Consider the following 19940-nt stretch of genomic DNA (forward strand, 5'->3'; position numbering starts at 1 on the left):
ATAGCCTGCTGACAGGAGACCCTTTATATGCTGCCACCGATGCTCCCTCTGAGCGCTGTGCCGATCACTTCCCAGCAGGATCCGATTCGCCAGCGGCCGGACATTCCTCCGGTGGTGCCGGTGCAGGAAAGCTCCAACGAAAGCACGATCGACCTGCAAAAACGCGACCCGGAAGAGGATCGACTGCTGGCGCGCGAAGAACAGCGTCGCCAACAGGAGCGTGATCGTCGCCGTCGCGAAGCCGACGAAGACCCGGAAGAACATCTGGCCGTGCCGGGTACCGAACTGAATGCCGACAACACGGTGCCGGTGGTGCCGCTGATGGAAGATCAGCCGCGTCAGGGCTTATGGGTCGATATCGAGATCTGAGTCTGCTTATTTACATCAATTGTTGTCGAGCGCTGGCGTCAGGCTGCATGATTGGCGCAGTCCTGCCTCTGATGCGGCAGTTGTGTTTTCTTCAAGTGATGCGCTGAACGTCATGAGCCAAGATGAAAAACTGATCGACCTCGGCACCGAGCGCGCCAAGCGTGTGCATGATCTCAACGAAAAGCGGCTGAACGAAGTGCGCAAGGCCTTCGAGCAAGCCATGCCGTTGGGAAAAGCTCAGAAAAAGCCGAAAAAGAAACCGAAAAAGCGTTGATCTTCCCCTGCATCCTTTGATGCAGGTCAGTTATTTTCCCGCCTTTGCCTTCTGTGTTGACCGGACTTGATCCTGGTCAATTTCTGCGCCTGCGCGATTGGTTAACTTAGCTCCATCGCAGCAAAGCAGGGGCCAGGAGGCCACAGTCATGTTTTTCGATAACGTGGTGTTTGCCGGGGTTCTGACCGTGGGGCTCATGGTTCTGTTTTTTGCAGGGTTTGGATTTTTTATCTGGAAGGATGCGAATAAGCGCAAGAAGTAGGTCTTTCCGGGTTTGATGAGCACGCAAGGCATTTTGGGCAACTTCGGTTGCCCTTTTTTTTTGTGTTTTTGGCGGCCGCTGGGCCGACCATGTTCTTGGGGTTTTGGGTGTATATCCGTTGCTGCGGGTGTTGCTTATTACGGTTCCGCCCTTACGGCGGGTCACCTTTTCCAAACGCCGAAAAGGTAACCCAAAAGGCTTTACCCTGACGTTCGGCCCTCGCTTAGGCTCGGGTTCCTTCGCTGCGGGATTCATCCGGGGGGCAGCGCCTACGGTTTGCTTCGCTGCACCTCCTCTCGCTGTGTTTGGCTGCGCCAAACGGTCGCTGCGCTCCCACCCCCGGACAAATCCCTCCACTCAGCCTGCCGACGGGCCCTCAGATCAAAAGCTTTACTCGAGCTAACGCTCATCGTGTTGAGTGGTGGAAAAGCGTGCGCTCGGCTTTTGCTTTTTTGTAGGAGCCAGCCTGCTGGCGATGGCGGCCTACGAGCCGACCGATCTCTGACTGAATGCACTCATCCAACTGTGGGAGCGAGCTTGCTCGCGAAGGCGGCCTGACAGCCAACCAATCTCCAACTGAAAATACCCAATCTCAAGTAGGAACTGCCGAAGGCTGTGATCTTTTGATCTGCTTTGGCTTTGGCTTTGGCTTTGGCTCTTGCTCTTGATGTGGCTTTTGATCTTCAGCCCCTTCGGCAGGCCGAGCGAAGGTGTCCATCAGGGGGTTAGGCGCGCAGCGCCATGCGGCGAAGCCGCATACATCGAGAGGAGGTGCAGCGAAGCAAACCGGAGGCGATGCCCCCTGATGGACACCGTAGCGAGGGAACACTGAGCCTAAGCGAAGTGCCGTACGCCGGGGGAAGCCTTTTTGGTTACTTTTTCGGCGTTTGGAAAAAGTGACCCGCCGTAAGGGCGGAACCATAGGAGGCCGTTACCGCAGCAACGGATATGCTCACAAAACCAAACCCAAAAAAAAAGGCGCGATCCTCAAGAATCGCGCCTTTCTCATGTGCTGCGTTCTATCAGCTACCCAACGCTTTGGACGCCAGCCAGAACAACCCAGCCGACAGCGCCACAGTCGCCGGCAAGGTCAGAACCCACGCCAGCAGGATAGTGCGAACAGTCCCACCCTGCAGGCCGCTCTTGTTGGCGACCATGGTGCCGGCCACGCCCGAGGACAGCACGTGAGTGGTGGACACTGGCAGGCTGAAGATGTTGGCCATGCCGATCAAACTGGCGGTAGTGATCTGCGCCGACATGCCTTGAGAGTAGGTCATGCCCTGCTTGCCGATCTTCTCGCCGATGGTCAGTACCACGCGTTTCCAGCCGACCATGGTACCCAGGCCGAGGGCCAGGGCCACCGCCAGAATCACCCAGAACGGGGCGTATTCGGTGGTGGTGGTCAGGTCTTTGCGCAGTTTGTCCAGGTCAGCCTTCTCACGCGCTTCCAGGCCTGGCAGCTTGCCGACTTTCTTCGCGGTGTCGTCCAGGCACAGCAAGTAACGACGCACTTCGATGCGGCTTTCCGAGGACAGCGAATGGTAGTCCGCTACACCTTTAAGGGTGCCAAGCAGGGCGTTGATGGTCGGTTCGGTCTGCTGCGGGTTGCAGCGGAATTTCTCCGGCAGATCGCCTTCAACACTTTTGCCCAGGGCCAGGAATTCGCCCAGAGAATCGGCATTGCGCTTGTAGAACTGGCTCAGGTGCAGGGTCGCGTCGCGGGTGCGCTCGATCTGGTAGGTGGTGCTGCTCAGGTCGAGGACGAACTGCGCAGGCACGATACCGATCAGTACCAGCATGATCAGGCCGATGCCTTTCTGGCCATCGTTGGAACCGTGCACGAAGCTCACGGCCATGGCCGAAATCACCAGAACCAGACGGTTCCAGAACGGCGGGTGCTTTTTGTCGTCGATCTTGCGGCGCTGTTCCGGGGTCTTGTGCATCTTCGACAGCGGGCGCCACCACTTCAGGCCGATCAGGATCAGCGCGGCGATCAGGAAGCCAGCCATTGGCGAAAACACCAGCGAGGCGCCGATGTCGATCGCTTTCTGCCAGTTCACGCCGTCGGCCAACGGGATGTTGTTGATCAGGGCATTGGCCAGGCCGACGCCGAGGATCGAGCCGATCAGGGTGTGGGAACTGGAGGCCGGGATACCGAAGTACCAGGTGCCCAGGTTCCAGGTGATCGCCGCGGCGAGCAACGAGAACACCATCGCCAGGCCATGGCCGGTGTTCACATTGATCAGCAGTTCTACCGGCAGCAGGTGAACAATGGCATACGCCACGCCAACGCCGCCCAGCAACACGCCGAGGAAGTTGAACACACCGGAGAAGAACACCGCCAGGTGAGGCGGCATGGCTTTGGTGTAGATAACAGTGGCTACCGCGTTAGCGGTGTCATGAAATCCATTGATGAACTCGAAGGCGAGGACAAACGTCAGGGCGAGCAAGAGGCTCACAAGCACCCAAGCATCCAGTCCGCTGAATAAATCGATCATGAAGGTTTTCTGACCCGGTCATAAGGGGGCGCGATTATGCCAGAAAAGACTGGAAATCGATCCCCTACCTGCTCATCGGTAGCAATCAATGTCGAATTAAATTGTTGCAAGGTGCAATGCCCGAGCATGTTGCAGGGTTTTTCAAGTGTTTGATTAGCTTGAAAAAACCTTCGGGCAGCAGGCATTTCGTCGAGCGCGCGCGAGCCTCAAACGCCTGTGTGAAATATCTCTGAAACGAGTCAGACACGCTCCTTTCCCGTGCAGGCCGGGGGAGGTGGGCCGCTGCCCGCGGATAGCGGGCGCGCAAGGCATGGTCGGGTCACCGTGCTTTTAGCCGGTGGCGACGCAGACCCTCGAAAATCTCAGGATCGCCCGTTCAGGGCTCTTCGGTTTTGAGTTCTTCTTCCATCTTTTTCAGTTCTTGCTGGAAAACCTGATCCTGAACGGTGGGGCGTTTGCGCCATGCCTTGCGTTCCGGTTCGGGTTGCGCGGCGTAGGTGGTGACTTCCCCGCCGTAAACTTCCTTGTAACGTTGTTCCTGGCGCTCAAGTTCCGCGCGCAGTTCGTCTTTCGTCACAGTGCTACCTGTTTGAGTTGAGATAAATGTCTGGTGAAACGCACGGCAACGAGTCGATTGAACACGTCCACCAAAGGGCCATGCCGGTTCAGGCATTGGCGTTATCGGCAGGGCGATCAAGACTTCCATGTTGCAGGCGGCTACGGCACCAGATTAAAACTGACGCAGCATCAGTTTCCTGTTTCAGCAAGCGCGCTGGCGGTGCATGAATAATGAGCGTCAGGCGCTGGCCGGGCTGACGGCAATAGGCATCGGGTCAGCGGGCGGCACCCTCGGCCAGTGAAAACGTGGCGCCACTGAGGTGCATTATAGCGGTCGATTCGGGAATGACTATCTTTGCCAAGTTAAAAACGGTTCGGGATGTGTGATCGTTTTGTTACTGACAAGTTTTATCGCTAGTTGAAATTCGCCGAAACCTTTTAAGGACTCGCGTTCAGTTTCTGGCGCCATTAAGTCAATCAACTAATGAGACATGCGAAGTTGGATGAACAGGCAGGTGAACGAATGAAGAAGCCAAGAAGGACAGAGGCTGATGGATTGCGATAATCGGTCGGCGGTTCGATAATCGCCCGATGTTGGCGACTCGACTCTTGTACATCCGTCGGCGAGCCGCTTGTATAGCCATTGATCCGTGCCGGAAACAAGGACAAGAAATGAACGATCAAATGCGCAACTCCTTCAGCTCCGTGGCGCCGCCGATCGTCGCTTCGCCGGCCAAACGCATCCAGGCGCTGACCGGCGATCCGGATTTCATGACCTCGCTGGCCCGTGGCCTGGCGGTGGTGCAGGCGTTTCAGGAGCGCAAGCGGCACCTGACCATCGCCCAGATCAGCCATCGCACAGAAATTCCCCGCGCTGCTGTGCGCCGTTGCCTGCACACTCTGATCAAACTGGGTTATGCCACCACCGATGGCCGCACGTACTCGTTGTTGCCCAAAGTGCTGACCCTCGGCCACGCGTATCTGTCGTCGACGCCGCTGGCGGTGTCGGCCCAGCCGTACCTCGACCGTATGAGCGAGCAACTGCACGAAGCCTGCAACATGGCCACGCTCGAAGGCGACGACATTCTGTACATCGCCCGCTCGGCGACCACGCAACGGCTGATCTCGGTGGACCTGTCGGTGGGCGGGCGTCTGCCGGCCTATTGCACATCGATGGGCCGCATCCTGCTGGCGGCGCTGGACGACACCTCGCTGCGCGAATACCTCGACCATGCCGAACTGGTGGCCAAGACCAGCCGCACGCTGCACACCCCCGAAAGTCTGCTCGAATGCCTGCAGGAAGTACGGCAGCAGGGATGGTGCATCGTCGATCAGGAACTCGAACAAGGCCTGCGTTCGATTGCCGTGCCGGTCTACGATGCGTCGGGCCAGGTGGTGGCGGCGCTCAACGTCAGCACCCACGCCGGCCGCGTCAGCCGTACCGAACTGGAACAACGCTTCCTGCCGGGTCTGCTCAGTGCCAGCCGCGACCTCAGCGCGCAGTTGTTCGCCTGATGAAGCTGTTCGATAAACGCACAGTGTTGCGTTTATCGAATTGACGCTAAAAGCCCCGGATCATTAATGTCGCGGCAGCGTCATCCGGCGCAGATTTGAATGAGCCTGCCGGATTGTCGACTCCCATAATAATGACAAGAGGCAACTCACCATGCGCATGCTCCCCGACTGTCTCAGCTCCATTCCCTGTTGCCGGATTCACCGCAACGCCTGATTTCGATCTTCTATTCTTGTGACCGTGCCGCTCTTCGGCCGGCCGCCGTTCGACTGCGTTTTTTGCGTGGAATAAAAATAATGAACCAGCCTCAGTCCGCTGTAGGTAACTGCCTCGACGTGCAGACCTTCATCAATGCCCAACCGATCTCGCGCTATCAGTGGCGAGTGGTGATCCTGTGTTTCCTGATTGTATTTCTCGATGGCCTCGACACCGCGGCGATGGGTTTTATCGCGCCGGCGCTGTCCCAGGACTGGGGCATCGACCGCGCCAGCCTCGGCCCGGTAATGAGCGCCGCGTTGATCGGCATGGTCTTCGGTGCATTGGGTTCCGGCCCGCTGGCTGACCGCTTCGGACGCAAAGTGGTGCTGGTTGGCGCGGTGCTGCTGTTCGGCGCTTTCAGCCTGGCCTCGGCCTACAGCACCAACGTCGAGCAACTGCTGGTGTTGCGCTTCCTCACCGGCCTAGGTCTGGGCGCCGGCATGCCCAACGCCACCACGCTGCTCTCGGAATACACCCCGGAGCGCAAGAAATCCTTGCTGGTGACCAGCATGTTCTGCGGCTTCAACCTCGGCATGGCCGGTGGCGGTTTCATTTCGGCGAAGCTGATCCCTGCGTTCGGCTGGCACAGCCTGCTGCTGATCGGCGGGATCCTGCCGCTGATCCTCGCGGTGGTGCTGCTGTTCTGGCTGCCGGAGTCGGCGCGTTTTCTGGTGGTGCGCAATCGCGGCACCGACAAAGTACGCAAGACCTTGTCGCCAATCGATCCGGTCACCGTCGCGCAGGCCTCGAGTTTCAGCGTGCCGGAACAGAAAACCGTCAAGGCGCGCAATGTGTTCGCGGTGATTTTCTCCGGCACCTACAGCGTCGGCACCTTGCTGCTGTGGCTGACCTACTTCATGGGCCTGGTCATCGTTTATCTGCTGACCAGTTGGCTGCCGACCCTGATGCGTGACAGCGGCGCGAGCATGGAGCAGGCGGCGTTCATTGGCGCGTTGTTCCAGTTTGGCGGGGTGTTGAGTGCGGTCGCTGTGGGTTGGGCGATGGACCGCTTCAATCCGCACAAGGTCATCGGCACGTTCTACCTGCTGGCCGGGGTGTTTGCCTACGCGGTAGGGCAGAGCCTGGGCAATATCACATTGCTCGCGACCTTGGTGTTGGTGGCGGGTATGTGCGTCAACGGCGCGCAATCGGCGATGCCGTCTCTGGCGGCACGGTTTTATCCGACCCAGGGGCGCGCGACCGGGGTCTCGTGGATGCTCGGGATTGGTCGCTTTGGCGCGATTCTCGGGGCGTGGATGGGCGCGACGTTGCTGGGGTTGGGCTGGAATTTCGAGCAGGTGCTGACGGCGCTGGTGATTCCGGCGGCGTTGGCGACGACGGCGGTGGTGATCAAAGGCATGGTCAGTCATGCGGATGCGACCTGAGTCGAGTCATTTTGATTTGCGTTGAATGTTCCGACGCCTTCGCGAGCAAGCCCGCTCCCACAGGGAAAACACATTTCAAATGTGGGAGCGGGCTTGCTCGCGAACCTTTTGCTTGTGATTGATAGGGTGATAACAATCCGTTCGATAAACGAACACTCAGTCGATTATCGGATTGTTTGGCGATTTTCAGCGGCTTAATCTTCAGTGACTCCGGCGCTGAACCTCGCGCCTTTTTATCACTGGCGATTCACTACAAAAACGGGAGCCTGCTCCATGGCTGAGATCCTTTCGCTGCACGACGCGGTGAAGCAATTCGTCAACGACGGCGACACCGTCGCGCTCGAAGGCTTCACTCACCTGATCCCTACGGCGGCAGGTCATGAAATCATTCGCCAGGGCAAGAAAGATCTGACCCTGGTGCGGATGACGCCTGACCTGATCTACGACCAACTGATCGGTGCCGGTTGTGCACGCAAGCTGATCTTTTCCTGGGGCGGCAATCCGGGTGTGGGTTCGCTGCACCGTCTGCGCGATGCGGTCGAGAAACAATGGCCGCATGCGCTGGAAATCGAAGAGCACAGCCACGCCGACCTGGCCAACGCCTACGTCGCCGGCGCTTCCGGCCTACCGTTCGCCGTGCTGCGGGCCTACGCCGGTTCCGACCTGCCGAAGGTCAACCCGCTGATCAAGTCCGTGACCTGCCCGTTCACCGGTGAAGTGCTGGCGGCCGTGCCGTCGGTGCGTCCGGACGTCACCGTGATCCACGCGCAGAAAGCCGACCGTCAGGGCAACGTGCTGCTGTGGGGCATTCTCGGGGTGCAGAAAGAAGCGGCACTGGCGGCCAAGCGCTGCATCGTCACCGTCGAGGAAATCGTCGACAACCTCAACGCCCCGATGAACGCTTGCGTGTTGCCGACCTGGGCCTTGAGCGCGGTTTGCCACGTACCCGGCGGCGCGCATCCGTCCTACGCCCACGGTTACACCGAGCGTGACAATCGCTTCTATCAGGCGTGGGATCCGATCGCCCGCGACCGTGAGACGTTTACCGCGTGGATCAACGAATACATCCACGGCTGCGCTGACTTCAGCGAGTTTCAGGCCAAGTTGGCCGCTGCTTCGGAGGCCAAGTAATGACTTACACCACCAATGAAATGATGACCGTCGCTGCGGCCCGTCGCCTGAAGAACGGCTCGGTGTGCTTCGTCGGCATCGGCCTGCCGTCGAAAGCCGCCAACCTTGCGCGCCTGACTTCGTCGCCGGACGTGGTGCTGATCTACGAATCGGGTCCGATTGGCGCCAAGCCGAGCGTGCTGCCGCTGTCGATCGGTGATGGTGAACTGGCGGAGACCGCCGACACTGTCGTGCCGACCGGTGAGATTTTTCGCTACTGGCTGCAGGGTGGGCGCATCGACGTCGGTTTTCTCGGCGCGGCGCAGGTCGACCGTTTCGGCAACATCAACACCACCGTGGTCGGCGACTATCACGCGCCGAAAGTGCGCCTGCCGGGTGCCGGTGGCGCGCCGGAAATCGCCGGTTCGGCGAAGAGCGTGTTGATTATCCTCAAACAGTCGGCGCGCTCGTTCGTCGACAAGCTCGACTTCATTACCTCGGTCGGTCACGGCGAAGGCGGCGATTCGCGCAAGCGTCTGGGCCTGCCGGGTGCCGGTCCGGTCGGGATCATCACCGACCTGTGCATCATGGAGCCGGAAGCGGGCACCCACGAATTTGTGGTCACCGCACTGCATCCGGGCGTGACCCGCGAGCAAGTGGTCGCCGCCACCGGTTGGGCGATCCGCTTTGCCGACAACGTTGAAACCACGGCGGCGCCGACCGAGGTCGAACTGACCGCCCTGCGCGATCTCGAAGCGCGCACCGCCGCCGCCCACGGCCAGGCACCGGGAGAAGCATGATGCGTGACGTATATATCTGCGACGCGATTCGTACCCCCATCGGCCGTTTTGGCGGCGGTTTGTCTGCCGTGCGTGCCGATGACCTGGCCGCTGTGCCGATCAAAGCGCTGATGGAACGCAATCCCTCGGTGGACTGGAACGCGATCGACGAAGTGTTCCTCGGCTGCGCCAACCAGGCTGGTGAAGACAACCGCAACGTGGCGCGCATGGCGCTGCTGCTGGCGGGTCTGCCGGACAGCGTGCCGGGCGTGACCCTCAACCGTCTCTGCGCTTCGGGCATGGACGCGATCGGCACTGCTTTCCGTGCGATTGCCAGCGGCGAGATGGAGCTGGCGATTGCCGGCGGCGTCGAGTCGATGTCCCGCGCGCCGTTCGTGATGGGCAAGGCGGACGCAGCGTTCTCGCGCAACATGAAACTGGAAGACACCACCATCGGCTGGCGTTTCATCAACCCGCTGATGAAAGCCCAGTACGGCGTCGACGCGATGCCGCAGACCGCCGACAACGTCGCTGACGACTATAAGGTTTCGCGTGCCGATCAGGACGCTTTCGCCCTGCGCAGTCAGCAACGCACGGCCGCTGCACAAGCGGCGGGCTACTTCGCCGAGGAAATCGTCGAAGTGCGGATCGCCCACAAGAAGGGCGAAACCGTGGTCAGCCAGGACGAGCATCCACGCGCCGACACCACGCTTGAAGCGCTGACCAAACTCAAACCGGTCAACGGCCCGGACAAGACGGTTACCGCTGGCAACGCGTCCGGGGTCAACGACGGTGCTGCTGCGCTGATTCTCGCGTCTGCCGAAGCGGTGAAGAAACACGGCCTGACAGCACGGGCCAAAGTGCTGGGTATGGCCAGCGCCGGTGTTGCACCTAGGGTGATGGGCATCGGCCCGGTGCCGGCGGTGCGCAAACTGATCGAGCGTCTCGGCGTGGCGGTCAGCGATTTCGATGTGATCGAACTCAATGAAGCCTTCGCCAGCCAAGGCCTGGCAGTGCTGCGTGAATTGGGTCTGGCCGACGATGCGCCGCAGGTCAACCCGAACGGTGGCGCGATTGCCTTGGGCCACCCGTTGGGCATGAGCGGGGCGCGACTGGTGCTGACGGCGCTGCATCAGCTGGAAAAGACCGGCGGCAAGAAAGGTCTGGCGACCATGTGCGTCGGCGTCGGGCAGGGTCTGGCCCTGGCCATCGAACGCGTCTGACGCAGCGCGTCGACTGATAAGAACTGAGGAAAGCGAAATGACTGACAAGCCTGGCTACCGTCGTCCGCAGGAAGGCACCCAGCCCGAGTACCTGCACCCGACGTATCAATCCACCAATCTGCGCTCGCCGTCCAAGCCGTTGGTGTTTCTGCCGCATTCGTTGTCGGAGATCACCGGCCCGACCATCGGTGCCGAACGCGTCGCCGAGAAAGACAACGACCTGACCGCGCAGCACGACGGCGAGCCGTTGGGCGAGCGCATCATCATTCACGGCCGTGTGCTCGACGAAAACGGTTTGCCGGTGCCGGGGATTCTGGTGGAGATCTGGCAGGCCAACGCCGCCGGTCGCTACAACCACAAGCGCGACCTGCACGACGCACCGCTGGACCCGAACTTCACCGGCACCGGCCGCACCGTGACCGACGCCGATGGCTGGTATCAGTTCCAGACCATCAAGCCCGGCGCCTATCCGTGGGGCAACCACCACAACGCGTGGCGCCCGGCGCACATCCATTTCTCGCTGTTCGGGCCGAGCATCCTCACCCGTCTGGTGACGCAGATGTATTTCCCCGGCGACCCGCTGCTGGCCTACGACCCGATCTACAACTGCGTGCCGGACACCTCCGCCAAGGAACGTCTGATCGCCGCTTTCGATCTGGAAAAAACCATTCCGTCCTACGCCCTCGGCTATCGCTGGGACATCGTCTTGCGCGGCCGCGACGCCACGCCGATGGAGAAATAAGATGACGCTGACTGCCACCACGTCCCACACCGTCGGGCCGTACTACCACATCGGCCTGACCTGGCTGAATCGCGAAAACCTCGCGGTCGAACAAACCCTCGGCGAGCGCGTGGCGATCACCGGCCAAGTCGTTGACGGCAACGGCGATGTGGTCAACGACGCGATGCTCGAAGTCTGGCAGGCCAACGCCGCCGGCAAGTACGCGCACCCGGAAGACGAGCAGGACAAACCACTGGACCCGCACTTCGAAGGTTTCGGCCGGGTGCCGGTGGACGCCGAAGGGCGCTTCCGTTTCACCACGATCAAACCGGGCACGGTCGAAGGCCTGAAGGGCTCGACCCAGGCCCCGCATCTGGTGGTGCTGGTGTTTGCCCGTGGTCTGGTCAAGCACTTGCTGACACGCATCTACTTCGAAGGCGATCCGGCGAACGTCAATGATCCGCTGCTGGAATGTGTGCCGGCGGAGCGCCGCGGGACGTTGCTGGCGAAGCCGGATGCGGCGGGTGTGTATCAGTGGAATGTGATTTTGCAGGGCACTGAGGCGGAGACGGTGTTCTTCGATTATTGATCGCACCTCGTTCCATTGGAGTGAGTTTGTGGTGAGGGGATTTATCCCCGATGGGCTGCGAAGCAGCCCCAAGACCGGAGTTCACGGTGAAACTGACACACCGCGTCTGCCAGATTTGCGAGTGCTGCGCACTCGATCGGGGATGAATCCCCTCGCCACAAGCCCTCTTTCAGAGGAGGGGTTGTGTAATGCCTCGTGGATGTATCTGTGGAACGGGACTGTTGCGAAGTGTGTCTAGACTCTCACCTGTCCCTTCAGAGTAAAAAACAATGACCACTACCACCGCTCATTACACCGGCGAGGAGCGCAGCAAGCGCATCTTCGCCATTGTCGGTGCCTCGTCCGGCAACCTCGTCGAATGGTTCGACTTCTACGTCTACGCCTTCTGCGCGATCTATTTCGCCCCGGCGTTTTTCCCCTCCGACAACCCCACGGTGCAACTGGTCAACACGGCCGGGGTGTTCGCTGCCGGGTTTCTGATGCGCCCGATTGGCGGCTGGATTTTCGGGCGGCTGGCGGACAAGAAAGGCCGCAAGACCTCGATGATGATTTCGGTGCTGATGATGTGCTTCGGCTCCCTGCTCATCGCCTGTCTGCCGACCTACGCCAGCATCGGCGTCTGGGCTCCGCTGCTGTTGCTGTTCGCGCGGCTGCTGCAAGGCCTGTCGGTGGGTGGCGAATATGGCACCACCGCCACCTACATGAGTGAAGTCGCGCTCAAGGGCCAGCGCGGCTTTTTCGCCTCGTTCCAGTACGTGACGCTGATTGGCGGGCAACTGCTGGCGGTGTCGTTGGTGGTGATCCTGCAGCAGTTTCTCAATGAAGATGAACTGCGTGCTTACGGCTGGCGCATTCCGTTTGTGGTCGGTGCGGTGGCGGCGGTGATTTCGCTGTTCCTGCGTCGCTCCCTGAAAGAAACCACCAGCAAGGAAATGCGCGAGAACAAGGACGCCGGCAGCATCCGCGCGCTGTTCCGTGATCACAAAGCCGCGTTCATCACCGTGCTCGGTTACACCGCCGGTGGCTCGCTGATTTTCTACACCTTCACCACGTACATGCAGAAGTACCTGGTGAACACCGCCGGCATGCACGCCAAGACCGCCAGCTACATCATGACCGGCGCGCTGTTCCTGTACATGTGCATGCAGCCGCTGTTCGGCATGCTCGCCGACAAGATCGGCCGACGTAATTCGATGCTCTGGTTCGGCGCGCTCGGTACGCTGTTCACTGTGCCGATCCTGTTGAGCCTGAAAAGCATCAGCAGCCCGATTCTGGCCTTTGCGCTGATCACCGTGGCGCTGGCAATCGTCAGTTTCTACACCTCGATCAGCGGCCTGGTGAAAGCCGAAATGTTCCCGCCGGAAGTCCGCGCCCTCGGCGTCGGTCTGGCCTATGCGGTGGCCAACGCGATCTTCGGCGGTTCGGCGGAATACGTGGCCCTGAGCCTGAAGGCCGGGGGCATGGAAAACGCGTTCTACTGGTACGTCACGGTGATGATGGCGGTGGCGTTCCTGTTCAGCCTGCGCCTGCCGAAACAGGCGGCGTACTTGCACCACGATCTGTAAACCGATGTGCGCGGGCCGCATTGGCCCGCGCCGGCAAGGACTGTTTATGACTCAGCGACCGGGCAATCAATTGTTCGATGCCTACTTCACTGCCCGCGACATGCGCGAGGTGTTCTGCGATCAGGGCCGGGTGCAGGCCATGCTCGATTTCGAAGCGGCGCTGGCCCGTGCCGAGGCGCGGGTCGGGGTGATTCCGGCGTCTGCCGTGGCGCCGATTGCCGCCGCTTGCAATGCCGGTCTGTATGACTTCGCGGCGCTGGGCGAGGCGATTGCCACGGCCGGCAACTCGGCGATTCCACTGGTCAAGGCATTGGGCAAGCAGATCGCCGCGAGCAGTGCCGAGGCCGAGCGCTATGTGCATTTGGGCGCTACCAGTCAGGACGTGATGGATTCCGGGCTGGTCCTGCAATTGCGGCAGGCGCTGGAGCTGATTGAAAGCGATCTGGCAGCGCTGGCCGATTCGCTCGCCACCCAAGCCCAACGGCATGCGGCGACGCCACTGGCCGGGCGCACCTGGCTGCAGCACGCCACGCCCGTGACCCTCGGGATGAAGATTGCCGGTTGGCTCGGCGCGGTAACCCGCAGCCGTCAGCGACTGCGCGAACTCAAACCACGGCTGCTGGTGCTGCAATTCGGCGGCGCTTCCGGCACCCTCGCGGCACTCGGCGAGCAAGCATTGCCGATCGCCCAGGCGCTGGCCGAAGAGCTGCAACTGAGCTTGCCGGAACAACCGTGGCACACCCAGCGTGATCGCATCGTCGAGTTCGGCGCGGTACTCGGTTTGATCGCCGGCAGCCTCGGCAAGCTCGGGCGCGACGTCAGTCTGTTGATGCAGACCGAAGCGGCGGAAGTGTTCGAGCCGTCGGCGCCGGGCAAGGGCGGTTCGTCGACCATGCCGCACAAGCGCAATCCGGTCGGCGCAGCGGTGTTGATCGGCGCGGCGACCCGGGTACCGGGGCTGGTCTCGACGCTGTTCAGCGCCATGCCGCAGGAGCACGAACGCAGCCTCGGGCTGTGGCATGCCGAATGGGAAACCCTGCCGGAGATCTGCTGCCTGGTGTCCGGTGCGCTGCAACAGGCGCGCCTGCTGGCCGATGGTCTGGAGGTCGATGCCGAACGCATGGCGCGCAATCTGCAATTGACCCAAGGGCTGGTGCTGGCCGAAGCGGTGAGCATCGTCCTCGCGCAACGGGTCGGTCGCGACACCGCGCATCACCTGCTCGAACAATGCTGCAAACGTGCGGTGGCCGAACAGCGCCACCTGCGTGCGGTACTCGGCGACGAGCCGCAAGTGACCGCCGAACTGAGCAGCACCGAACTCGATCATCTGCTCGACCCCGCGCATTACCTCGGCCAGGCGCAAGCCTGGGTCGAGCGCGCAGTGGCCGAACACAACGCATTGTCTGTCTGAAAGGAGAGGGCTGTGGCTTTCGTTCAACTCGCCGATGGCGAACTGCATTACGTTATTGAAGGCCCGGTCGACGCACCGGTGCTGGTGCTGTCCAACTCGCTGGGCACCGACCTGCACATGTGGGACGCGCAGATGCCGGCATTCACCGAGCATTTCCGGGTGCTGCGTTTCGACACCCGTGGTCACGGCCAGTCGCTGGTGACGCCGGGGCCTTACAGCATCGAGCAACTGGGCCGCGACGTGCTCGGCTTGCTGGATGCGCTGCACATCGAACGCGCGCATTTCTGCGGATTGTCGATGGGCGGGTTGATCGGCCAGTGGCTGGGGATCAATGCCGGTCATCGTCTGCACAAATTGATCGTGTGCAACACCGCCGCGAAGATCGGCGACCCGTCGGTGTGGAATCCGCGCATCGAAACCGTGTTGCGTGATGGCCCGGCAGCGATGGTCGCATTGCGTGATGCGTCGATTGCCCGTTGGTTCACGCCTGATTTTTCCGCTGCCAATCCGGCCGCGGCGAAGAAAATTACCGACATGCTCGCGGCGACTTCGCCTGAAGGTTATGCGGCCAATTGCGCGGCGGTGCGCGATGCCGATTTCCGTGAGCAACTGGCCTCGATCAACCTGCCGCTTCTGGTGATCGCGGGTACCGAAGATGCGGTGACGCCACCGTCCGGCGGGCATTTCATTCAGGAGCATGTGCGCGGCGCCGAGTACGCCGAGTTCTATGCTGCGCACCTGTCCAACGTGCAGGCCGGTGCCGCTTTCAGTGATCGTGTGTTGGCGTTTCTGAACGCTCAGTGAGGGGAAGTTTGTGGACGAGAAACAACGTTACGACGAAGGCCTGCAAGTACGCCGCGCGGTATTGGGCGATGCCCACGTTGATCGCAGCCTGAATGCGCTGACCGAGTTCAACTCGGAATTCCAGGAGATGATCACGCGTCACGCCTGGGGCGACATCTGGACCCGCCCGGGCCTGCCACGGCACACGCGCAGCCTGATCACCATCGCCATGCTGATCGGGATGAACCGCGAGGCCGAGCTGAAATTGCATCTGCGTGCGGCGGCCAACAACGGTGTGAGCCGGAGCGAGATCAAGGAAGTGATCATGCAGAGCGCGATTTATTGCGGGATCCCGGCGGCGAATGCCACGTTTCATCTGGCGGAGTCGGTGTGGGATGAGCTGGGAGTCGAATCCCGGGAGTGATGGTGCCTGAACTGACGCCTTCGCGAGCAAGCCCGCTCCCACATTTAGAATGCATTTCCCTGTGGGAGCGGGCTTGCTCGCGAAAGCGGCAGACGCCGTGATGCATCAATCAGCACAGACACTCAGACCTTGGCGACAATGAAAATCCGCTTGAACGGAAACAGAGTCTGCCCGTTTTTCTCGGGCGGGTAATGCTTATGCACCCGCATCAGGTAGTGGTAGATAAACCGCGCCTGTTCCTGTGACGTCAGCGTCTGCATCACCGGCCGCAGCGCCGAGACCTTCACCCAGTCGTACACCGGCGATTTGCCGCCAACCACCTGCAATTGCTCGGTTTCCCAGATCTCCAGCGACGTGGTCAGCGGCGCGAGCAAGCGATAGTAGTCCTCCAGTGTCAACAACGGCCGCGCCGCCATGCATCGGCGCAGTTGCGGTGTGCCGATGGGGGTGTGTCCCGGTCCGGCATGGTTGAGGGTGTCGAGCATCAGTCGATACCACAAGGCATCGCGCCAGTCCGGCATGTGCACCGCCAGACAGCCACCGGGGCGCAGATACCCCAGCAGGCGCGGCAGCAGGTGTTGATGATCGCCAATGAAATGCAGCACCGCCGCCGCGAGCAGCAGATCGGCCGGTTGTTCGGGTTGCCAGTCGAGCAGGTCGCACTCTTGCCATTGGGCGTTGATCGGCAGGCACCGGGCCTGATCAAGCATCTGCCGCGAGCTGTCGACACCCAGCAACTGCGCACGCGGCCAGCGCTCGGCCAGCAGTCGCGTGGCAATGCCGGTGCCGCAACCCAGGTCATAAATTCGTCTGGGGTCGTGCAGGTCGACACGGTCGAGCAATTCGTTGACCGGGCGTTGCCTGAGACGGGAAAACTGCTGGTAAGCCTTGGCGTCCCAGTGGGTGCAGGCGTTCCCTGCCGTTTCGAGTTTGGCGCTCATGAGGAGGTCCTCTCTGGCGGATTTACAGTTGTCGTCCAATGACGTTGAGGGTTTTCAGGACAACGGCCACGCCTTTGCGTGTGTCCTCTTCATTCAGCAGTTTGAGCAACGCCAGAGTGCCCGGCGCCGCTGACTGTGCCGATACTTCGGCTTTGGCCACGCGCACTGCATTACTGACTGTCCAGGTGGCGGCTGTGCCGCTCTCGAACAATTGCGCGAGTTTTTCCACCATGGCCGCGTCGAGCAGATCGGCGATATCGGAAACCAGGGAAAGCAGGTCGACAATATTCTCCAGGCGTCCGCCATCGATTAACGGTTGCAGTTTTGCCATCAAGGCAGTGAACCCGGGCGTGCCTGACATTTCCTTGGGCATGTTCATGAGCAATCACTCCTCCCTGTGCAGGGTCAAAGCATTCCCCGGGCCACCGCCCAGTAAAGACCGCGATTGAAACCGTTTCTGAGCAGACCGCCCAATTTGGTCGGGGGTGTCGGCAACACATCGTGGGCGTAGTCGTACCACAGTGGCATCCCGGCATTCAGGCCCATTTGGGCTACCGCCTGTACCCGACCGTCGTATACCGAGTTGGGTGCGCCAAGACGGATCTGGGCGGTGATGTTGTTGGCGATTACCGGCGCCTGGTTATGACAGGCGCCGCCGGCCTTGCTGACCGGCAGGTCGACGGTGTCGCCGATCACGTAGACATTCTCCAGACCGTAGACCTGCAGCGTTTCGTGATTGGTCGGCAGCCATCCTTCATCATTGGCGGCGTGTGAGATGCCGCACTCACGCACCACCTCGACGGCCTGGATGGGTGGAGTAGCCATCAGAATAGTGAAGGGTTGCTCATCGCCCTCGGCTGAGTAGGCGATTTTTGCATCAGGATCCACATGGCTCAGGGTGAAGCCGCGCTGAAATTGAATGTTTTTCCGGGCAAAAATGCTCGGCAGAATTTCACCCGTGGGGCGCTGCAAGAACAGACAATTGCGCAATAGCTGGGCAACCGTCGGGTAGGTGTAGATGATTTCCACTTGCTCGCGAACGCCCCGGCGACGCAACAAGTCATCCAGCATCAATGTCGTTTCCACGGGCGCGATTCCGCATTGGTGCGGGACGTTCGGTGTCTGCGGGAAGGACACGGTAATGAAAATCCGGCCTTTTTCGATGGTGTTCAGGCGTTGCGCCAGCTGCCGGGCAGGAAGGTATTGATAGAAGTGGTCGCCGGCTTCTTGCAGACCCTCGATGCGTTCCGGCGCCGGCACGCAGCCGGTGGCGATCACCAGAAAATCATAGTCGAAGCGCTTGCCGGTGCGGGTGCGCAATTGCTGCCCGGAAAAGTCGAAACGGGTGACGTCTTCAACGTGGAAACTGATTTCCGGGCGCAACAATGAGCGTTCCGGACGTTTGAGTTCCTCTTCGAAGAACTGACTGAACGCCACGTACATGAACGCAGGTTTGTAGTAATGATCGGGAGAACTGGACAGCAGTGTAATCGAGACGTCGCCGCGTAGAACTTCGGGATACAGCTTGCCGACCAGTTGATTGGCCAGCATGGTTCCACCTACACCGCCACCGACGATAACTATTCGCTTGCTCATACCTGACCTCCGTGGCCAAGGCAGCTTCGCGTACAGCATCCGGAGATAACGGAAGAAAACTAAGGGCTCCTACAGCAGGCTGGAGAATTTACACACTCTGTTGACTGTATCTGCGCCTCGACAAATCGCCAGTCCGGGCTGACCAGTGGTTGATGCCGGCGCCGCTTGTGCAGCGCCGGCGTGCGGGTTCAGAGCAGGCTGATCGGATAGCTGATGATCAGACGGTTTTCGTCGAACTCGTTGTTGCTGAAATCGCGGCGCATGGTCGAGTTGCGCCAGCGCACGTTGAGGTCGCGCAGGGCGCCGCTCTGCACGGTGTAGCCCAGTTCCGATTCGCGGCCCCATTCCTTGCCGTCGGTGATGGTTCCGGTGTGCACGTTGTCGCCGCTGATGTAGCGGTTCATCAGGGTCAGGCCGGGGATGCCCAGGGCGGCGAAGTTGTAGTCGTGGCGCACCTGCCAGGAGCGTTCCTGAGCGTTGTCGTAGCTGGCGTTGTAACTGTCGTTGGCGAGGGTGCCGCCGCTGGTGCCGTTGACGCGCATCCAGGCGCTGTCGCCGGTGAGTTTTTGCAGGCCGACGTAGAAGGTGCTGCCGCCGTAGCGGGCCGAGAACATCCCCGACCAGGTCTTGTTGTCGAGTTCGCCGGCGCGGGCGCTGCCGTCGTCCTTGCCGTAGAAGAAGCCCAGGTTGGCGCCCAGCGTCCAGTCGCCGAGTGGCTGGCTGTGAATCAGGTTGACGTATTGCTGGCTGTAGATGTCCTTGAGTTCGGCGTTCCACAGGCCGATCTGCGTGCGTTTTTCGTTGAAAACGTACTCGCCGCCCTGAAAGTTGAAGCGATCGGAGGTGAACGCCGCTTTGCCGAACATCGACATGTCGCTCATGCTGCTGTCATCGCGCGGACTGTTGGCGCGGAACTGCCCGCCATACAGGGTCAGGCCGTTGATTTCCTTTGAGGTGATCTGCCCGCCACGGAAGGTTTGCGGCAGCGAACGGCCGTCGTCCGAACGCAGGATCGGCAGCACCGGCATCCATTCGCCGACCTTGATTTCGGTCTGCGACAGTTTGGCCTTGAACGCGACGTTGGTGCGGCCGAAGTTGTCCGCCGGTCGCCCGTCGTGATCCAGCGGCAGCAGTTGCGTGCCACCGGTGCCTTTGCCACCATCGAGCTTCACCGAGTACAGGCCGAGCACGTCCATGCCGAAGCCAACGGTGCCTTGGGTGAAGCCGGATTTGGCGTCGAGGATGAAGTTCTGCGTCCACTCTTCAGCCTTGCCCTGAGCCTTGGTCGGGTTGGTGAAGTTGCGGTTGATGTAGAAGTTGCGCAGGTTGAGGTTGACCTTGGCACCTTCGACGAAACCGGCTTCTTCGGCTGCGGCGGGGAGGGCGACGCCGGTCAGGGCCAGGGCGATTAGGCCGGGGAGTGCGTACGGCGCAGTTGGATGAGTCATCGCAGGGTCTCTTGTTATTTTTTTTAGGTCGAACAGAGCCGTTGCCGCCATTTTCGGGGCGGGCACGAGCTTGCAGAATCAGGGATGAAGCGGCGGCGATCAGCCGGACGGGACAGGGCGCGGGAGCATGGTGTCGAACCTGTTGTTATTGGTTTTGTGGAGCGAATGGTGCGGGGGGCGATGGGCGGGATTCAATCGGGCAAAGCGGGTTTTGGGCGATTATCGAACGCAAG

The 19940-nt window shown here is 60.8% G+C and carries 20 protein-coding genes; 14 read left to right on the forward strand and 6 right to left on the reverse strand.

All coding sequences use genetic code 11. The features are described from left to right. The first annotated feature begins 27 nt into the window (after window positions 1–27). The 3 genes from ACOYXI_RS25790 to ccoM all read left to right on the forward strand — a co-directional run bounded on the left by ACOYXI_RS25790 (window position 28) and on the right by ccoM (window position 905). Complete coding sequence (locus ACOYXI_RS25790) at window positions 28–369, forward strand: hypothetical protein (RefSeq protein ID WP_003222394.1); 342 nt, start codon at window positions 28–30, stop codon at window positions 367–369. A gap of 112 nt (window positions 370–481) precedes the next feature. Continuing rightward, window positions 482–643 carry a hypothetical protein gene (locus ACOYXI_RS25795; RefSeq protein WP_096797040.1) on the forward strand — a complete coding sequence of 54 codons (162 nt, stop codon included), beginning with the start codon at window positions 482–484 and terminating at the stop codon, window positions 641–643. 148 nt (window positions 644–791) lie between these two features. Beyond that, window positions 792–905, forward strand: coding sequence for a cytochrome c oxidase subunit CcoM (gene ccoM / locus ACOYXI_RS25800; protein ID WP_003222396.1), 114 nt, complete (start codon window positions 792–794; stop codon window positions 903–905). Between the two features lie 1022 nt (window positions 906–1927). Here the strand turns inward: ccoM and ACOYXI_RS25805 are convergent. Then, entirely contained in the window at window positions 1928–3403 is a 1476-nt protein-coding gene (locus tag ACOYXI_RS25805; protein ID WP_003222397.1) for an inorganic phosphate transporter, read from the reverse strand. Between the two features lie 376 nt (window positions 3404–3779). Beyond that, window positions 3780–3980 (reverse strand): hypothetical protein, encoded by a 201-nt coding sequence (locus tag ACOYXI_RS25810; protein ID WP_003222398.1) that lies wholly within the window; start codon window positions 3978–3980, stop codon window positions 3780–3782. Between the two features lie 653 nt (window positions 3981–4633). Here ACOYXI_RS25810 and pcaR point away from each other — a divergent pair. The 11 genes from pcaR (at window position 4634) to pcaC (ending at window position 15722) form a co-directional block, all read left to right on the forward strand. Beyond that, on the forward strand, window positions 4634–5476 hold the full coding sequence (pcaR, locus tag ACOYXI_RS25815) for a pca regulon transcriptional regulator PcaR (protein ID WP_098967581.1): 843 nt from the start codon (window positions 4634–4636) through the stop codon (window positions 5474–5476). A 294-nt stretch (window positions 5477–5770) separates the two neighbouring features. Beyond that, window positions 5771–7117 (forward strand): 4-hydroxybenzoate transporter PcaK, encoded by a 1347-nt coding sequence (locus ACOYXI_RS25820; protein ID WP_027614391.1) that lies wholly within the window; start codon window positions 5771–5773, stop codon window positions 7115–7117. A 273-nt stretch (window positions 7118–7390) separates the two neighbouring features. Beyond that, the gene (locus tag ACOYXI_RS25825; RefSeq protein ID WP_003222404.1) at window positions 7391–8248 is read left to right on the forward strand and encodes a CoA transferase subunit A; all 858 of its coding nucleotides are present in this window, start codon (window positions 7391–7393) and stop codon (window positions 8246–8248) included. Next, on the forward strand, window positions 8248–9027 hold the full coding sequence (locus ACOYXI_RS25830; RefSeq protein WP_007963157.1) for a CoA-transferase subunit beta: 780 nt from the start codon (window positions 8248–8250) through the stop codon (window positions 9025–9027). Before ACOYXI_RS25825 ends, ACOYXI_RS25830 begins: the two co-directional genes overlap by 1 nt. Beyond that, on the forward strand, window positions 9024–10229 hold the full coding sequence (gene pcaF / locus ACOYXI_RS25835; protein WP_177408942.1) for a 3-oxoadipyl-CoA thiolase: 1206 nt from the start codon (window positions 9024–9026) through the stop codon (window positions 10227–10229). Before ACOYXI_RS25830 ends, pcaF begins: the two co-directional genes overlap by 4 nt. Before the next feature lie 37 nt (window positions 10230–10266). Next, entirely contained in the window at window positions 10267–10971 is a 705-nt protein-coding gene (pcaH, locus tag ACOYXI_RS25840) for a protocatechuate 3,4-dioxygenase subunit beta (RefSeq protein ID WP_027614394.1), read from the forward strand. A gap of 1 nt (window position 10972) precedes the next feature. Further along, window positions 10973–11539, forward strand: coding sequence for a protocatechuate 3,4-dioxygenase subunit alpha (gene pcaG, locus ACOYXI_RS25845; RefSeq protein WP_003222412.1), 567 nt, complete (start codon window positions 10973–10975; stop codon window positions 11537–11539). Between the two features lie 269 nt (window positions 11540–11808). Further along, window positions 11809–13104: an MFS family transporter gene (locus ACOYXI_RS25850; RefSeq protein ID WP_098967584.1), complete on the forward strand. Its 1296-nt coding sequence runs from the start codon at window positions 11809–11811 to the stop codon at window positions 13102–13104. A gap of 46 nt (window positions 13105–13150) precedes the next feature. Beyond that, window positions 13151–14515, forward strand: coding sequence for a 3-carboxy-cis,cis-muconate cycloisomerase (locus ACOYXI_RS25855; RefSeq protein WP_134785600.1), 1365 nt, complete (start codon window positions 13151–13153; stop codon window positions 14513–14515). A gap of 12 nt (window positions 14516–14527) precedes the next feature. Continuing rightward, window positions 14528–15319, forward strand: a complete 792-nt coding sequence (pcaD, locus tag ACOYXI_RS25860) for a 3-oxoadipate enol-lactonase (RefSeq protein ID WP_135295112.1) — start codon at window positions 14528–14530, stop codon at window positions 15317–15319. A gap of 10 nt (window positions 15320–15329) precedes the next feature. Then, entirely contained in the window at window positions 15330–15722 is a 393-nt protein-coding gene (pcaC, locus tag ACOYXI_RS25865; protein ID WP_027614399.1) for a 4-carboxymuconolactone decarboxylase, read from the forward strand. Window positions 15723–15844: 122 nt separating this feature from the next. Here pcaC and ACOYXI_RS25870 read toward each other — a convergent pair whose 3' ends face one another. The 4 genes from ACOYXI_RS25870 to ACOYXI_RS25885 form a co-directional block, all read right to left on the reverse strand. Beyond that, window positions 15845–16663: a methyltransferase domain-containing protein gene (locus ACOYXI_RS25870; protein WP_461675453.1), complete on the reverse strand. Its 819-nt coding sequence runs from the start codon at window positions 16661–16663 to the stop codon at window positions 15845–15847. 22 nt (window positions 16664–16685) lie between these two features. After that, window positions 16686–17042: a helical membrane plugin domain-containing protein gene (locus ACOYXI_RS25875; protein ID WP_098967591.1), complete on the reverse strand. Its 357-nt coding sequence runs from the start codon at window positions 17040–17042 to the stop codon at window positions 16686–16688. 26 nt (window positions 17043–17068) lie between these two features. Beyond that, complete coding sequence (locus ACOYXI_RS25880) at window positions 17069–18259, reverse strand: NAD(P)/FAD-dependent oxidoreductase (protein ID WP_223007619.1); 1191 nt, start codon at window positions 18257–18259, stop codon at window positions 17069–17071. Window positions 18260–18447: 188 nt separating this feature from the next. After that, window positions 18448–19707 carry an OprD family porin gene (locus ACOYXI_RS25885; RefSeq protein ID WP_223007620.1) on the reverse strand — a complete coding sequence of 420 codons (1260 nt, stop codon included), beginning with the start codon at window positions 19705–19707 and terminating at the stop codon, window positions 18448–18450. Window positions 19708–19940 lie beyond the last annotated feature (233 nt).

It is taken from the genome of Pseudomonas sp. G3-19 (genome assembly GCF_054855875.1).

Coding starts and splice junctions, on each gene's coding strand:
- ACOYXI_RS25790 (WP_003222394.1), top strand. CDS start 28: ATGCTGCCACCGATGCTCCCTCTGAGCGCTGTGCCGATCACTTCCCAG.
- ACOYXI_RS25795 (WP_096797040.1), top strand. CDS start 482: ATGAGCCAAGATGAAAAACTGATCGACCTCGGCACCGAGCGCGCCAAG.
- ccoM (WP_003222396.1), top strand. CDS start 792: ATGTTTTTCGATAACGTGGTGTTTGCCGGGGTTCTGACCGTGGGGCTC.
- ACOYXI_RS25805 (WP_003222397.1), bottom strand. CDS start 3,403: ATGATCGATTTATTCAGCGGACTGGATGCTTGGGTGCTTGTGAGCCTC.
- pcaR (WP_098967581.1), top strand. CDS start 4,634: ATGAACGATCAAATGCGCAACTCCTTCAGCTCCGTGGCGCCGCCGATC.
- ACOYXI_RS25820 (WP_027614391.1), top strand. CDS start 5,771: ATGAACCAGCCTCAGTCCGCTGTAGGTAACTGCCTCGACGTGCAGACC.
- ACOYXI_RS25825 (WP_003222404.1), top strand. CDS start 7,391: ATGGCTGAGATCCTTTCGCTGCACGACGCGGTGAAGCAATTCGTCAAC.
- ACOYXI_RS25830 (WP_007963157.1), top strand. CDS start 8,248: ATGACTTACACCACCAATGAAATGATGACCGTCGCTGCGGCCCGTCGC.
- pcaF (WP_177408942.1), top strand. CDS start 9,024: ATGATGCGTGACGTATATATCTGCGACGCGATTCGTACCCCCATCGGC.
- pcaH (WP_027614394.1), top strand. CDS start 10,267: ATGACTGACAAGCCTGGCTACCGTCGTCCGCAGGAAGGCACCCAGCCC.
- pcaG (WP_003222412.1), top strand. CDS start 10,973: ATGACGCTGACTGCCACCACGTCCCACACCGTCGGGCCGTACTACCAC.
- ACOYXI_RS25850 (WP_098967584.1), top strand. CDS start 11,809: ATGACCACTACCACCGCTCATTACACCGGCGAGGAGCGCAGCAAGCGC.
- ACOYXI_RS25855 (WP_134785600.1), top strand. CDS start 13,151: ATGACTCAGCGACCGGGCAATCAATTGTTCGATGCCTACTTCACTGCC.
- ACOYXI_RS25870 (WP_461675453.1), bottom strand. CDS start 16,663: ATGAGCGCCAAACTCGAAACGGCAGGGAACGCCTGCACCCACTGGGAC.
- ACOYXI_RS25875 (WP_098967591.1), bottom strand. CDS start 17,042: ATGAACATGCCCAAGGAAATGTCAGGCACGCCCGGGTTCACTGCCTTG.
- ACOYXI_RS25880 (WP_223007619.1), bottom strand. CDS start 18,259: ATGAGCAAGCGAATAGTTATCGTCGGTGGCGGTGTAGGTGGAACCATG.
- ACOYXI_RS25885 (WP_223007620.1), bottom strand. CDS start 19,707: ATGACTCATCCAACTGCGCCGTACGCACTCCCCGGCCTAATCGCCCTG.